Origin of the sequence: Cobetia sp. UIB-001 (assembly GCF_044789135.1) — a bacterium.
GTDB classification, from domain to species: Bacteria; Pseudomonadota; Gammaproteobacteria; order Pseudomonadales; family Halomonadaceae; genus Cobetia; species Cobetia amphilecti.
Genome location: NZ_CP058244.1, coordinates 3,524,424 through 3,539,537 on the forward strand (window position 1 = coordinate 3,524,424; position 15,114 = coordinate 3,539,537).

General features: G+C 63.6%; 12 protein-coding genes. 2 read left to right on the top strand and 10 right to left on the bottom strand.

Going from position 1 to position 15,114, the window contains the following annotated elements; genetic code table 11:
• Positions 1-103 precede the first annotated feature (103 nt).
• Entirely contained in the window at positions 104-1,477 is a 1,374-nt protein-coding gene (trkA, locus tag HA399_RS14575) for a Trk system potassium transporter TrkA (protein ID WP_043333795.1), read from the top strand.
• 94 nt (positions 1,478-1,571) lie between these two features.
• The gene (locus HA399_RS14580; RefSeq protein ID WP_043333794.1) at positions 1,572-3,020 is read left to right on the top strand and encodes a TrkH family potassium uptake protein; all 1,449 of its coding nucleotides are present in this window, start codon (positions 1,572-1,574) and stop codon (positions 3,018-3,020) included.
• Between the two features lie 89 nt (positions 3,021-3,109).
• Here the strand turns inward: HA399_RS14580 and HA399_RS14585 are convergent, their stop codons facing one another.
• The 10 genes from HA399_RS14585 to HA399_RS14630 all read right to left on the bottom strand — a co-directional run bounded on the left by HA399_RS14585 (position 3,110) and on the right by HA399_RS14630 (position 14,801).
• Positions 3,110-4,021 (bottom strand): tRNA-uridine aminocarboxypropyltransferase, encoded by a 912-nt coding sequence (locus HA399_RS14585; protein ID WP_404325377.1) that lies wholly within the window; start codon positions 4,019-4,021, stop codon positions 3,110-3,112.
• Positions 4,022-4,120: 99 nt separating this feature from the next.
• Positions 4,121-5,065 carry a bile acid:sodium symporter family protein gene (locus tag HA399_RS14590; protein ID WP_043333793.1) on the bottom strand — a complete coding sequence of 315 codons (945 nt, stop codon included), beginning with the start codon at positions 5,063-5,065 and terminating at the stop codon, positions 4,121-4,123.
• Positions 5,066-5,147: 82 nt separating this feature from the next.
• On the bottom strand, positions 5,148-5,897 hold the full coding sequence (locus tag HA399_RS14595; RefSeq protein WP_052384572.1) for a Sir2 family NAD-dependent protein deacetylase: 750 nt from the start codon (positions 5,895-5,897) through the stop codon (positions 5,148-5,150).
• A 54-nt stretch (positions 5,898-5,951) separates the two neighbouring features.
• Positions 5,952-7,730: a bifunctional isocitrate dehydrogenase kinase/phosphatase gene (gene aceK, locus HA399_RS14600; protein WP_404325378.1), complete on the bottom strand. Its 1,779-nt coding sequence runs from the start codon at positions 7,728-7,730 to the stop codon at positions 5,952-5,954.
• 218 nt (positions 7,731-7,948) lie between these two features.
• Positions 7,949-8,914 (bottom strand): tRNA 2-thiocytidine(32) synthetase TtcA, encoded by a 966-nt coding sequence (gene ttcA / locus HA399_RS14605; protein ID WP_082388814.1) that lies wholly within the window; start codon positions 8,912-8,914, stop codon positions 7,949-7,951.
• 213 nt (positions 8,915-9,127) lie between these two features.
• Positions 9,128-9,349 (bottom strand): hypothetical protein, encoded by a 222-nt coding sequence (locus HA399_RS14610; RefSeq protein ID WP_043333792.1) that lies wholly within the window; start codon positions 9,347-9,349, stop codon positions 9,128-9,130.
• A gap of 505 nt (positions 9,350-9,854) precedes the next feature.
• The gene (locus HA399_RS14615; RefSeq protein WP_348471572.1) at positions 9,855-10,499 is read right to left on the bottom strand and encodes a 3'-5' exonuclease; all 645 of its coding nucleotides are present in this window, start codon (positions 10,497-10,499) and stop codon (positions 9,855-9,857) included.
• A gap of 28 nt (positions 10,500-10,527) precedes the next feature.
• The gene (locus tag HA399_RS14620; protein WP_404325379.1) at positions 10,528-12,498 is read right to left on the bottom strand and encodes a DUF294 nucleotidyltransferase-like domain-containing protein; all 1,971 of its coding nucleotides are present in this window, start codon (positions 12,496-12,498) and stop codon (positions 10,528-10,530) included.
• Positions 12,499-12,650: 152 nt separating this feature from the next.
• Entirely contained in the window at positions 12,651-14,453 is a 1,803-nt protein-coding gene (locus HA399_RS14625) for a sodium:solute symporter family protein (RefSeq protein WP_404325380.1), read from the bottom strand.
• A gap of 90 nt (positions 14,454-14,543) precedes the next feature.
• Positions 14,544-14,801, bottom strand: a complete 258-nt coding sequence (locus tag HA399_RS14630) for a DUF4212 domain-containing protein (protein ID WP_043333789.1) — start codon at positions 14,799-14,801, stop codon at positions 14,544-14,546.
• Positions 14,802-15,114: the final 313 nt, after the last annotated feature.

The following is a 15,114-nucleotide window of genomic DNA, read 5'->3' on the forward strand; positions in this document are numbered from 1 at the left end:
TGACATTCCCGGACAGCCGCGCCCCGACTCTCGGGGCGCGGCTGTCTTCCGTCCTGGCACTGGTTTATCCTGTGCCGACTGAGCAACAGCGGACGAGCCGGACATGAAAATCATCATTCTGGGCGCAGGTCAGGTCGGCGGTACGCTCGCCGAACACCTGGCCCATGAAGAAAATGACATCACGGTGGTGGATACCGACAGCGAACGGCTGCGCGAGCTGCACAACCGACTCGACATCCGCACTGTCACGGGGCCGGCGAGCTATCCGCAGATCCTGCGGCAGGCGGGTGGCGAGGATGCCGACATGCTGATCGCGGTGACCAACTCTGACGAGGTCAACATGATCGCCTGTCAGATCGCCCATAGCCTGTTCCACACGCCGACCAAGATCGCGCGTGTGCGCTCGACCGCCTATCTGACCCGCAAGGGCCTGTTCTCGCATGACGCCATCCCGGTCGATGTGCTGATCAGCCCCGAGCAGGTGGTGACGGACCACATCCGCCGCCTGATCGAATATCCCGGCGCCCTGCAGGTGCTCGACTTCGCCAATGGCGTCGCCCAGCTGGTCGCGGTCAAGGCCTACTACGGCGGACCGCTGGTCGGTCAGGAGCTCGGTTTCCTGCGTCGCCACATGCCCAACGTGGATACCCGCGTCGCCGCCATCTATCGTCGCAATCGTCCGATCATCCCGCGCGGTGACACCGTGATCGAGGCCGATGATGAGGTGTTCTTCATCGCGGCACGCAAGGACATCCGCACCGTGATGGGCGAGCTGCGACGCGTCGATCGCAACTTCCGCCGGGTGGTGATCGCCGGTGGCGGGCACATCGGTGAGCGTCTGGCCGAGACGCTGGAGCACAGTCATCAGGTCAAGATCATCGAGCACTCGCTGGCGCGTTGCACCGATCTCTCCGAGCGCCTCGATCGCACCGTGGTCCTGCACGGCAGCGCCACCTCCAAGCGTCTGCTGCTGGAGGAGAACATCGAGGATTGCGACATCTTCTGCGCGCTGACCAACGACGACGAGGTCAACATCATGTCGTCGATGCTGGCCAAGCGACTCGGTGCCAAGAAGGTGCTGACGCTGATCAACAACGCGGCCTACGTGGACCTGGTGCAGGGCGGCGAGATCGACATCGCCATCTCGCCCCAGCAGGCGACCATCGGCGGCCTGCTGACCCACGTGCGCAAGGGTGACATCGTCAATGTCCACTCGCTGCGCCGTGGTGCGGCGGAGGCCATCGAGGCCATCGCCCACGGCGATGAGCGCTCCTCCAAGGTGGTAGGCCGACGCATCGAGGATATCAACCTGCCGGAGGGCACTACCATCGGTGCCGTAGTACGCGGCAAGGAAGTGCTGGTGGCGCATCATGACCTGGTGGTGGAGTCCAACGACCACGTCATCCTGTTCGTGGTCGACAAGCGTCGCATCCGCGAGGTGGAGCGTCTGTTCCAGGTCGGGTTGACCTTCTTCTGATGCCGGCCTCCATGACTTCCGCCCCGCGCCCGCGCCCGCCCCGAACGTCACTCGGCGGCCTCGCCACGCTGCGCCTCTCCCAGGGAGGCGCCGCATGAGCCTACGCGTGATCTCTCGCATCCTCGGTATCCTGCTGATGCTGTTCAGCCTGACGCTGGTGCCGCCGATGCTGATCTCGAGGGTCTTCGAGGACGACACCCTGAGCGCCTTCGCCGTGGCGATGGGCATCACCCTGCTGACCGGTTTCGCGCTCTTCTACCCCAATCGGCACGCCCGCAAGGAGCTGCGCAACCGCGATGGCTTCCTGATCACGGTGCTGTTCTGGACCGTGCTGGGGGCCTTCGGCTCGCTGCCCTTCCTGCTCGCCGAAGACCCGAACCTGACCATCATCGATGCCATGTTCGAGTCGTTCTCGGGGCTCACCACCACCGGCGCCACGGTGATGACGGGGCTCGATCTGCTGCCCCACTCCATCCTCTACTACCGCCAGCAGCTGCAATGGCTGGGCGGCATGGGGATCGTGGTGCTGGCGGTGGCGATCCTGCCGACACTCGGCATCGGCGGCATGCAGCTCTACCGCACCGAGATTCCCGGCCCGCTGAAGGATTCCAAGCTGACGCCGCGCATCACCGAGACGGCCAAGGCGCTGTGGTACATCTACGCCGCGCTGACGCTGGTGTGCTTCGCCAGTTACTGGGCGGCCGGCATGAGCTGGTTCGATGCCCTGGGCCACAGCTTCTCGACCGTCGCGGTCGGTGGCTTCTCGACCCATGACGCCAGCATTGGCTACTTCGACTCCGCCAGCATCGAGATGATCTGCGTGTTCTTCATGGTGGTGTCCTCGATCAGCTTCGGCCTGCACTTCGCCGCCTGGCGCGAGGGGCGCATCAGCCATTATCTGCGCGACCCGGAGACACGCTTCTTCCTGATCCTGCTGCTGATCCTGACCTGCGTCACCATCGCCGGACTGCTGCTCACCGGCAGCTACGATGACAGCAAGGCGCTGCGCCACGGCCTGTTCGAGGCCGTCTCGGTGGCCACCACCACCGGCTTCGGCGTCGCCGATTTCACCGGCTGGCCGGGTGTCTTGCCGATGATGCTGTTCATCGCCGCCTTTATCGGCGCCTGCTCCGGGTCCGCCGGTGGCGGCATGAAGGTCATCCGCATCCTGCTGATCCTCAAGCAGGGCGTGCGCGAGATCCATCGTCTTATCCACCCCAATGCCATCCTGTCGGTCAAGGTCGGCAAGATGCGCATCTCCGAGGGTGTCGCTGAAGCGGTGTGGGGCTTCTTCTCCGTCTACCTGATGCTGTTCGTGCTGATGATGCTGGGCATGCTGGCCACCGGGCTTGACCAGGTGACGGCGTGGTCAGCGGTCGGCTCGGCGCTCAACAATCTGGGGCCGGGGCTGGGTGAGGTCGCGACTCACTACGGCGATATCCCGGGGGCCGCCAAGGGCATCCTGATCCTCGCCATGCTGCTGGGGCGTCTGGAGATCTTCACCATCCTGGTGCTGTTCACGCCGGCCTTCTGGCGGCGCTGATAGCCGCCAGAAGGCCGAGAGCATCACCTTGAACGCAAACGCCCCCGCCGGAGGACTCCGACGGGGGCGTTTTTGTTGTGGCGCTTAGACTATGACTCGTCGGTAGTGGCGTCACGGCGCGCCAGCAGGCGGCGCATCGGCGCGGTCGGCTCCAGCACATAGTGGATGCGGCTGGCACGATAGCAGTCGTTGAAGGCATCGAAGTAGTCATCCAGCACGCTGGCCGCGTTCTCCTCCCCCGCCTGACGCAGCAGCTCCGCCGCCACTTCCGCCGTGCACAGGTGCGCCTCGGAGGCAGGCTTGCGCAGGTGATAGCGGGTCAGGCGCTGAGTGTGCAGCGGCAGGACCGGCAGGCCATCCAGATAGGGGCTCTTGCGGAAGATGCGTCGCGCCTGACGCCAGGTGCCATCGAGCAGGATGAACACCGGAATGCGCGCCTCGCCACTGGCGGTATGCGTCGCCACATCTGCGCCGACGCCGGCGATGGCATTCACGTCGACCACGCGATCGGCGTAGTCGGGCTGGTCATCCGGGAAGATGATGAAGGGCTGATAGCGCTCATCTTCCAGCAGCGCCAGCAGGCGCGGGTCCGGCTCGACGCGATACCAGCTGAAGACCTCGGTGCCCGCCAGCACATCCGAGATCAGGCGCCCGGTATTGGTCGGCTTGTAATGTTCCAGCGGATGGGTGATCAGCCAGAACTTGATCCGCGACTCGGCGGTGACCTGATAGGGACACAGGCAATTGAGCCTGGGCAGGCGGCACGCCTCACAGCGAATCACCTGACTGCCACGCGCCTTGAACTCGCGGCGCGGATGCCGCCCATGCCACGCCTCCGGCTCGCCACTGGGCAGCGTGGTGATGCCACTGCCTTCACCTGGCGCGACGGTATCGATTGCCACAGCGTCGCCATCGACGCTGGAGGCGACAGCGGAAGCAGATTGAGGCGCACAGGCGGCGATATCGTCGCCATCAGCCGGCGGGGGGCGGGAATCACACATGATGAGCAGTCAGAACCAAAGAAAAAGGGACGCGCATTCTAGCATGTGCGTCCCTTTCTCATATTCCTCTATCACAGCTCAGGCGGCCAACTCGCGGGATCAGACCTCGTAGCGGTGCTTGCTGCCGGTCACGAACTTGGGCGGACGACGCTTCCAGTAGCCTGCCAGCAGCGACCCCGAGACGTTGTGCCAGATGGAGAAGATCGCCCCCGGCAGCGCCGCCGTGGCGGAGAAGAACTGACTGGCCAGTGACGCCGCCAGGCCGGAATTCTGCATGCCGACCTCGATGGCGATGGTGCGCGAGGTGCGCTCATCCAGCCCGAACAGGCGCGACAGGCCGTAACCCGCGCTCAGACCGATGGCATTGTGTGCCACGACCGCCAGCGCGACCAGCGGGCCCAGCGTGGCGAGGCGCCCGACGTTGAGCGAGACCACGATGGCGATGATCAGCACGATGGCCAGCATGGCCAGACTCGCCAATGCCGACTCCCACTCGCGGATCAGATCACGCGCGAAGTGGTGCACGACCACGCCAAGCACGATGGGGGCGACCACCAGCTTGGCGATGCTCAGCAGCATGCCGCTGACCGGCACGTTGATATCGGTACCCAGCAGCCACCAGGTCAGCAGCGGCGTCATCACGATGGAGAGCAGCGTCGAGGCCATGGTCATCGAGACCGATAGCGCCACGTGCCCGCCGGCAAGCCAGGTCATCACGTTGGAGGAGGTTCCCCCTGCCGTGGCGCCGACCAGCACCATGCCCACCGTCAGCGCCGGGTCCAGCCCCAGCAGACGCGCGATCAGGAAGGCGGCCAGCGGCATCACGCTATATTGCAGCAGCAACCCGAGCGCGATCGGTCCGGGGCGACGTGCCACGCGTATGAAGTCGTCACGCGACAGGGTCAGGCCCATGGCGAACATGATCAGCGCCAGCAGAGGCTGAATGGTGTCCTTGAGCGCCACGAACGGCGTCGGAGCCACCACGGCGATGCCGGCAAAGACCAGCGCCCACAAGGGGAAGAAACGATTCAGCGTCTCGAACATGCTTTTCACTTTTCGGTCGCCCGGGGCATCGATTTCCCGGAAATTGCTGGCCCGCCTCCCATGGCAGGCCTGAAGGCGCGCATCATAACGTATCAGGCAGCCCCAGGTGGCCCTGATACAACCAATGGCGCACAAGGCGCGGTACCGCCTGACCGGCACTTTCGGCCAGCGGTAGCACGCCGGGCTCGGCCAGTTCATCGGCATTCGGGTCGACCAGCACGATGGGGGCATCCAGCGGCGCTGCTGCATAGAGGTTGGACGCCGGCATGACCTTGAGCGAGGTGCCGACGATCAACAGCAGGTCCGCCTCGGCGGCGATCTCCTCGGCGACCGCATAGAGTGGCACCGCCTCACCGAACCACACCACGTCCGGACGCAGCTGACTGCCCTTGTCACACAGGTCCCCGAGGCGAATGCCGCCACGCGGCAAGGGATAGCGCAGGCCGTGGTCGACGCTGGAGCGCGCCTTGAGAATCTCGCCATGCAGATGCACGACCTCGCGCGAGCCCGCTCGCTCGTGGAGGTCGTCGATGTTCTGGGTGATGACCGAGACGCGAAAGCCGTGCTGCTCCAGCTCAGCCAACGCCTTGTGGGCCGCGTTGGGTCTGGCGCGGCGCACTTGGGTGCGGCGGTCATCGTAGAAGCGCAGCACCTGCTGGGGGTCACGTCGGAAGGCCTGCGGCGTCGCGATGTCTTCCAGACGATGCTCTTCCCACAGGCCATCCTCGGCACGGAAGGTGCGCAGGCCGCTCTCAGCACTGATGCCGGCGCCACTCAACACGACCAGATGGCGTCCGTGACGTGCACCGGGGTCCTTGAAGCCTTCACTCATCTAGCACTCTCTCTGGCGTTGGACAGGATCGAACAGCGGGCATGGCGATCACACTCAGTCATCGATGAAGTCCTGACTGCGATCGACACCGAAGCGCCGCTTGTTGCGATAGGGATAGACATCGATCACGCGCCCTTGCGCGATGGCGTCCTGCAGGCCACGCCACCAGCTGGCCTGGAAGATCTCGGGATGCAGCTCGTAGAACAGCTTGCGCAGCTGAATATCGGCAAACAGGAAGGGGCCGAACTCCTCGGGGAAGATGTCGTTGGGCCCCACCGAATACCAGGGCTCGCTGGCCAGTTCCTGCTCAGGGTAACGTGCCTCGGGAATCTCACGGAAGTTGCACTCGGTCAGGTAGCTGATCTCGTCGTAGTCATAGAAGACCACCCGCCCGTGGCGCGTGACGCCGAAGTTCTTGAGCAACATGTCGCCGGGAAAGATGTCAGCGGCAGCCAACTGCTTGATCGCATTGCCATAATCATTGAGCACCGCGCGGGTTTCCTCGGCGTCACACTCCTCGAGATACAGGTTGAGCGGCGTCATCATGCGCTCGGTATAGCAGTGACGGATCAGCACCTTGTTGCCGCGCAGGCTGATCGAGGAGCTGCACACCTCCAGCAGCTCTTCGAGGCAGGCCGGGTCGAAGTGGTCCTTGCCGACGGTGAAATTCGAGAATTCCTGCGTATCGGCCAGTCGCCCGACGCGATCATGGCGCTTGACCAGACGGTACTTCTCGCGCACCTGATCACGACTCATGTCCTTGCCGGGGGCGAAGCGGTCCTTGATCAGCTTGAACACCAGCCGGTAACTGGGCAGCACGAAGACCGCCATCACCATGCCGCGCACGCCCGGCGCGATGATGAACTGATCGGAGCGACTCGCCACATGCTGGTTGAGGCCGCGGAACAGCTCGGTCTTGCCATGCTTGTAGAAGCCGATGGCGGCGTACAGCTCGCCGATGGGCTTCTCGGGCATCAGGGTCTGCAGGAACCCGACCACCTCGCTGGGCACTTCGATCTCGACCTGGAAATAGGCCCGCGTGAAGGAGAAGATGATCGAGACCTCTTCCGGCTCGATGATCACGGTATCCAGATAGACGCCATCGCGCTCGGTATGCAGCACCGGCAACACCAGCGGCAGGGTCTGGCCGCCACCCTCGATGCGCCCGACCAGATAGGCCCCCTTGTTGCGATAGAAGACGCTGCGCAGCATCTCGAAGGCGGCATCCGGCGCATCGCGCACCGCCTCAGGCAGCGTCGCGAGCAACATCTCGGCGCCCAGCGTCACATCGCGCCCCTGATGCTCGAAGGCGATCCCCAGTGGCGCCTCGTTGAGCACGGATTCGAGTGCCCCGGCCCAGTCACCCTCGACCGGAACACGATGGCTGATGCTCAAGCCGGAATGGCGTGCCGGCCTCTGGCGGGATGGCGAGACGAACATCCAGTCGTCGTGGATGTGACGATGGGAAAACACGCTGCAGAAGATGGAGTTGTAGAAGGTCTCGGCCAGCTTGTAGTCGAGGCGTTGATCGATCAGCGCCATGTACTGCCGCTTGGCCTCGCCCCACAGGGTGCACTCGCACAGGCGGTCGGGCTCGAAGGCACGCTCCAGCCGCTCCATGGTGGCGGCGACCTTCTCGTCGTAGAGGTTGATGCGCGCGGCGGAGGCCTGCTGTGCCTCACGCCAGTCGGCCTCGATGAAGCGTCGCCGCGCATCACTGGAGATCTGCTTGAAGCGTGATCGATATTCATCGAAACCATGCAACACGGTCGCCGCCAGTCGCTGGCCCTGCTGGCCATTGCCGCGCTCGTCACTGTCCACATCATTGCCCATCGCCGCCTCCCTGCCCTTAAGTCACCTGACATGACCAAAGCATGCGGACTGTCGCGCCAGCAAGCGAGACGACAATGGTCGCGGGCCTTCAACCCTGACTCACGCTAGGTGCGCCATCCATCAAGGCCGGGATGGCAGCAGACCGCCTGAAACGCAGAACGCCACCCCGCAAGCGAGGTGGCGTTCATGATGTCTGACGATGGCCAGGGGCGCGTGGCTTACAGCTCATGCCCCAGCGAGGCCGCCGAGTCGGCCAGCGGCTTGACGCGGCGCTCGGCCTCGAACAGGTCATCGGCCATGCCGGCCTGCTCGGAACTCATGTCCAATGCATCAATGCGCGATGCCTGGAAGCGATCACGCTGCTCATCCAGGCCGGCGAAATCGAACAGGTCGCGGTCTGCCAGGTGTGACGGCGCCACCGAGGTGACGGCATGGAACATGGTTTCCAGCCGCCCCGGATGCTTCTTCTCCCAGTCCTGCAGCATCTCCTTGACCACCTGACGCTGCAGATTCTCCTGCGAGCCGCACAGGTTGCAGGGAATGATCGGAAACTCGCGCGCGTTGGAATAGGCCTCGATATCGGACTCACGGCAGTAGGCCAGTGGACGAATCACGATATGGCGCTGGTCATCGGAGAGCAGCTTGGGCGGCATCGTCTTGAGCTTGCCACCGAAGAACATGTTCAGGAACAGCGTCTCGAGGATGTCGTCGCGGTGGTGACCGAGGGCGATCTTGGTCGCGCCGATCTCGGCGGCGAAGCCATACAGCGAGCCGCGACGCAGGCGCGAGCACAGCCCGCAGGTCGTCTTGCCCTCCGGCACCTTCTCCTTGACGATGGAATAGGTGTCGCGCTCGAGGATGTGGTACTCGACGCCCACCGACTCGAGCCATGCCGGCAGCACATGTTCCGGGAAGCCGGGCTGCTTCTGGTCGAGATTCACTGCCACCAGCGTGAACTGCACCGGCGCATTGCGCTGCAGGTTCATCAGGATATCCAGCATGGTGTAGGAATCCTTGCCCCCGGACAGGCACACCATCACCTTGTCACCATCACGGATCATGCCGTAATCGGTGATGGCGGTACCGACATTGCGCCGCAGGCGCTTCTGCAACTTGTTCAGTTCGCGCTTGGCAGTGGCCGCATCAGTGGGGCTGGACGAAAGCTCGCTATCGGGTGTGAACATGGGGCATCAGGCTGGCAGTTTGGAAGGGCGCACAGTCTAGCATTGGCCAGTAGACGGTCACAGAGGCAGCGTGCTTCAGGCGGGGGTGCCTGCCCCCTGTCGGGCCAGGTGGCGGGACGCCGACGCAAGATACGCCAACGCCCGCAGTCAGCGGGCGTTGGCGTGTGGCATGCGCCGTGGGGAACAGCGGCGCTTGCAGGACGTCCGTGCAAGCTAGAAAAGGCGCAGCACTTCCAGATAGCGGATCACCACCCCGCCCAGCATCACGAGGATACCGAAACGTTGCAGTCTGAATTCAAGCGCAGTGAGCGCAAGCTTGCGTGACCAGAACATCAGCACACCGCGCATGTCCTGTGTCCGGCGAATATAGAGGCCGTAGGCAAACAGCACGATGGCCAGGCCAAGAATCAACAGCGTATTGGTCGCGATCAGCATGTCGCACCTCGTGGGCAAGTACCCCTGAGTCATAAGGAAGGCAATCGTGGGCGGATGCCTTATCTGAAGCCGGGCCCCGAGCAGATGCCCGGGGCCCGACAGTCATCACCTGGCGCAGTGATGACGATCCTGAAGAGAATGATTCCGTCCCCAGGCCTGACAGAGGCTGGCTGACAGCAGGTCCGTATCACGCGTGGCCTTTGCTCGCTGTCGCCGCTTCATTATGGTTATCAAAGCTGCTCGGTATTGCATCCTGCATGGCTTGGCCGTCCTGCTGGCCGGTAGTGCACTGGCGTGTAATCAGAGTCGACCTCTCGCCGCAGTGGGCGTGTCGTATGGGTGCCAGTGTGGACAAAGGCAGTGAGCCGGGCCATTGGACATTCCGGCAACAGACCTTGGAATAATAGCCTTGAGGATGATGTCGGCTGATGAGACGTCTGATACCGGGCCTGACTCTCATCCAGCCCCTGCCCAGCCCCTGCCCAGCCCCTGCCATAAGCCTCGCTCAGGCCTGACTGACCAGCGAGGGCGACAGCGGTGCCTGCATCAGGCGCTGCGCCATCAGCGCACTGGTCACGGCGTCCCCCAGCGCGCTGTGGCGACCGATCACCGGCACTCCCAAGGCGTCAGCCATCGCCTCGAAGCGCAGGTCCGGGGCGGCCTCCGGCTGCTCATGCTTGCAGCGCCGGGCGTAATCGCGCGCCAGATCATGACGCTGGTTGGGCAGATCAAAGCCGAAGCGTGGCCGCAGGTGACGGTTGATCACCGCGACATCGAAGTCGATGCACCAGCCCACCAGCGGACGATTGCCGATGAACTCCAGCAGCTGTCGCAGCGCATCGCCCAGCGCTTCTCCGCCATGCAGATCGATACCGCGCAGACGATGGATGCGAATCGAGTCGCCCTGCAGACCTTGCGGGCATTGCAGGTAGAGTGACAAGGCGCTGGAGGTATGGATATGGCGCGCATCGAAACGCACCGCCGCCAGCGAGACCAGCTCGGCGTGGCCGACATCGAGACTGGTGGTCTCGCAGTCCAGCGCCACACGCTCCCCGCCCCGCTCGGCGGCATGCCAGGGACGAAAGAGCTCGGCGAACTCGCCCTGCGCATGACGACGACGATCACTGGCGCGTCTCAGTTGTTCGAACATGCCACCTCCCCTCGGCCTTGAGGCCGGTTCAGTATTCCAGGTGATAACGATGTGACAGGCGCTGCTTGAAGTCCTTGACCCGACTCAGGGCATCGCGCAATAGATCACGCTCCAACGAGGACAGCGACTGGGTGATGATCAGGTTGCGACTCCCCGCCTCACGCGCCGCCGAGGTCTTGTCCTGGCCATCCCTTCGCGAGTCGCTGGCCCCGCCAGCGGCAGCGCCATGTTCGTCCTCTTCCAGATGGCGCAGCTGCTGGCGCAGACGCAACTCGGCAAACAGTGACAATGCCTCGGCAAGGTCGGCGCTGTCGCTGGCCTCGATACGCCCATCACTGACCAGCGCCTCAAGCCGCGCGAAGGTGCCGGTGGCCATCACTCCGCGTTCCAGCGCCATGGTGCGAACGCCATGCACGATGGGGAAGATGCCGCCCTTCTTGATATCGATGCCGTGTCGCGGCGAGCGCAAGGAGCCGAACAGCGTCAGCGGGGTCGAGAAATGCAGCGCCGGGCGCGCGAAGTGTGACAGCAGCAGTTCATCGCGCGTGGCGTGGCGCACCAGGTGGCCGCGCAAGCTGTCGACCAGCGCTTCATTGCCGCCGCTGGCGCGCGCATCGAAGACGATGGCCAGATTCATCAGCGCCTCGCCATCGCGCCCGGCGCACCAGCGTGCGATCTTGCCGCGCCAGCGCGACTCGGTGGCGACCCACTCAGGATTGGAGACCATGATGTTGCCCGGGCATGGTGGATAGCCGAGACCCGCCAGGGCGTCACTGAAGCGCTGCAGGGTGTCCTCGTTTTCGGGCCACTGGTGGCCATCGGCGATGATCAGCCCATTGTCCTGATCGGTCTTGAGGATCTGTTCGCCGCGCCCTTCGCTGCCCATCAGCATCAGGCAACTCGAGGCCCGGTGCTCCTCCTCGACCAGCATGGCGAAGGTGCGCTCGATCAGGCGCCCGTTGAGCGCACTCAACAGCGCCATCGCATGGCGCATGTGGACTCCCTGCATCGCCAGCGCCCTGACCATTTCCGGCAGACGCGCACTGGCCTGCTCAAGCGCCGCCATGTCAGAGGCGCGCTCGATCTCGAGACTCACCAGCTGACTGCGATTGGAGAAGAACCCCAGCACGTCGGTCAGCTCGATGACCCCGACGACCGCCGCGTCAGGCGTCAGGCGCTCCTTGACCACGACCCGCGCGACCCGGTGGCGGGTCATCTGCACCAGCGCCTGGAACAGATATTCCTCCGCTGTGACCGCCACCAGCGCAAAGCTGCCCAGCGAGGCGAGCGGATGGTTGGGAGCCAAGCCCTGGATCACCAGCGCATTGAGCAGGTCCGTGCGTGTCACTACGCCCTGACGGCCCTCGACAGAGATGATCAGACTGTCCGCCCCCGCCGTCTGCATGGCCTTGACGCCCTGCTCGATGCTGGCGCTGGCCGCCAGCTTGAGCGGCGGACGCATGCAGTCCATCACCCGCGCCAGCATGAAGCCCGCCTGGTCGCGACTCGCGCCCTGACGGGTGTCACGCTGCGCCGCCAGCAGCCGCGCCTTGTCGCTCAGGCTGTGCTGGAAGTACTCACCGAAGGCAGGACACTCGTCGCACAGCGAGAAGAACAGCTCTGCGGGCAGCTGATAGCACAGCGTCTCCTGCTCGCAGACGAAGCGGGTGCGGCAATGGCCATTGAGCAGCGTCAGCGCCCCGAACAGGTCCCCCGCGGTGTAATGGCCGATGCGCAGACTGACCCAGGCATCCAGCCCCTCGCGCTGCGCCTTGTCGAGCGTGGCGGCGTCCGGCAGTGCCGAGTCGGCGGCCAGTTCCGCCACCTCGCCCTTGTGAATGATGTAGACCGCCTCACCGACGGCCCCCGGCACCAGCGGCTGCGCCAGTGCCTCGAAATAGTGAAGATCCACCCCTTCGGCCAGCCGTTGCCGAAGACGCTCATCCAGCAGACTGAACGGCGGCTCCTCGAACGCGATATCCACCAGTGACGCTTGCATGACAGCGACTCCCCTCTGCGCGTACACCGCTGATCGATGCACGAGCCCTCAAACCACGAGGCCCCGCCTGCAGGTGCAAGACGGGGCTTCGGGAAACGGGGGCCTGTTCGCGCCGATGCTGCGTGCTGCGCGAACAGGCCCTGCTGCCTGAATCAGTGATCCACTGCTGTTCCGGCCCCGCGCGGAACACGAATGTCCTCGACGATATGCTGGATGTGCTCGGGCGGCGGCGGAGTCATCTTGCAGACGATGACCGCGACGACGAAGTTGAGCACCATGCCCAGCGAGCCGATCCCCTCCGGTGACACACCCAGCAACCAGTTCTCGGCGCTGTTGAGTTCCGGCGAGATGAACTTGAAGTAGACGATGTAGCTGAAGGTGAAGACCAGGCCGACCAGCATGCCCGCGATGGCACCTTCCTTGTTCATGCGCTTGGAGAAGATCCCCAGCAGGATGACCGGGAAGAAGCTCGATGCCGCAAGCCCGAAGGCAAAGGCCACCACCTGCGCCACGAAGCCTGGCGGGTTGATACCGAAGTACCCGGCGATCACGATGGCCACTGCCGCCGCCAGACGTGCCGCGACCAGCTCCTGTTTCTCGCTGATGTCCGGCTTGAAGGTCTTCTTGAGCAGGTCATGCGAGATGGCCGACGAGATGACCAGCAACAGGCCTGCCGCCGTCGAGAGCGCTGCCGCCACACCACCCGCCGCCACCAGCGCGATGACCCATGCCGGCAGATTGCCGATCTCCGGGTTGGCCAGCACGATGATGTCGCGATCGATGTAGACCTCGCTCTCATTGTCGGTGGGCGTATTGCTCACCAGACGCTGACCGTGTTCGCCGCGTGCCGCCTGGCTGTCGGCACTGCCCTCGTAGCTCGGCTTGCCCGCGAAGGGATCACCGCCACGCATCTGGATGATGCCGTCGCCATTCTTGTCGACCCAGCCGATCAGCCCGGTGTTCTCCCAGTTGTAGAACCAGCCCGGCAGCTCCTCATAGGCCGTCTCGTTGACGGTCTCGACCAGATTCACCCGCGCGAAGGCACCCACGGCCGGCGCAGTGGTGTAGAGCAGTGCGATGAAGAACAGCGCCCAACCGGCGGAGATACGTGCATCCTTGACCGTCGGCACCGTGAAGAAGCGCACGATGACGTGGGGCAGACCCGCGGTACCGCACATCAGCGCGGCGGTGATGAAGAAGACATCGATGATGGACTTGGAACCCTCGGTGTACTCGCGGAAGCCGAGATCGGTCACCACCTGATCGAGCTTGTGCAGCAGATAGACGCCGGTGTCATTGCCCTGGGCATCAACCAGGGTGCCGCCGAAACCGGTCTGCGGCAGCACGTGGCCCGTCATCATGATCGACAGGAACACCGCCGGCACCAGGAAGGCGAAGATCAGCACGCAGTACTGGGCCACCTGGGTATAGGTGATGCCCTTCATGCCGCCGAGTACCGCATAGAAGAAGACGATCGCCATGCCGATCACCACGCCGACGTTCACGTCCACCTCGAGGAAGCGCGCGAAGACGATGCCGGTACCGCGCATCTGGCCGGCGACATAGGTGAAGGAAATGAAGATGACGCAGACCACCGCCACGGTGCGCGCGACGCTGGAGTAGTAACGGTCACCGACGAAGTCCGGCACCGTGAACTTGCCGAACTTGCGCAGGTACGGCGCCAGCAGCATGGCCAGCAGGACGTAGCCGCCGGTCCAGCCCATCAGGTAGACGGAGGCGTCATAACCGACATAGGCGATGATGCCCGCCATCGAGATGAACGAGGCCGCCGACATCCAGTCAGCGGCGGTCGCTGCCCCGTTGGCGATGGGGTGTACGCCACCCCCGGCGACATAGAATTCCTTGGTGGAACCGGCTCGCGACCACACCGCGATCCCGATATAGAGCGCAAATGACGCGCCCACGAACAGATAGGTCAGCAGTTGAACATCCATTGGCAGTGTCCTTGGCGATGTCGATCATATTGTTCTTATTCACACAACGGCGCGTCACGACGAGCGGCCTGTGCCCGGCGTGTCACTGACTCATTGCTCGTGAACATCGAAGCGCTCATCGAGCTTGTTCATCGAACGGGCATACAGAATGATCAGCGCGAGGAAGAAGTAGATCGCCCCCTGTTGCGCAAACCAGAAGCCCAGCTTGAAACCGAAGAACTGGATGTTGTTCAACACGTCCACCAGCAATATCCCGCATCCATAGGACACCACGAACCAGACCACGAGATAGCCCATGATCAGTTTGATATTGGCGGACCAATACGCCTTGGCATTCGCTTCCTTCATGATGGTGTTCTCGCATTGTTATTGTGATTGGCGAAGTGGAGTGATTGGCGATCCGGAGATCGATGACCACCCGTCAGCGGATGATCCTTTCTCGGCGGTTGATGGGTATTTCCTGCGCCTTTCAAGGCATGACAGGAAACTTGGCGACTCGAATCTGACAGTAGACAAGGCCCTGCAACGTTGCAGGCTGACTTTAGTCGAGAATGTCAGTCACCCCTGATGGAGCAAAGTTGAGAACGATGCAATTCCTTTGAAATCAACAAGTTGATTAATATCCTAAAGATGCAATCCCTTGGTCTATTGGCCAAATGGG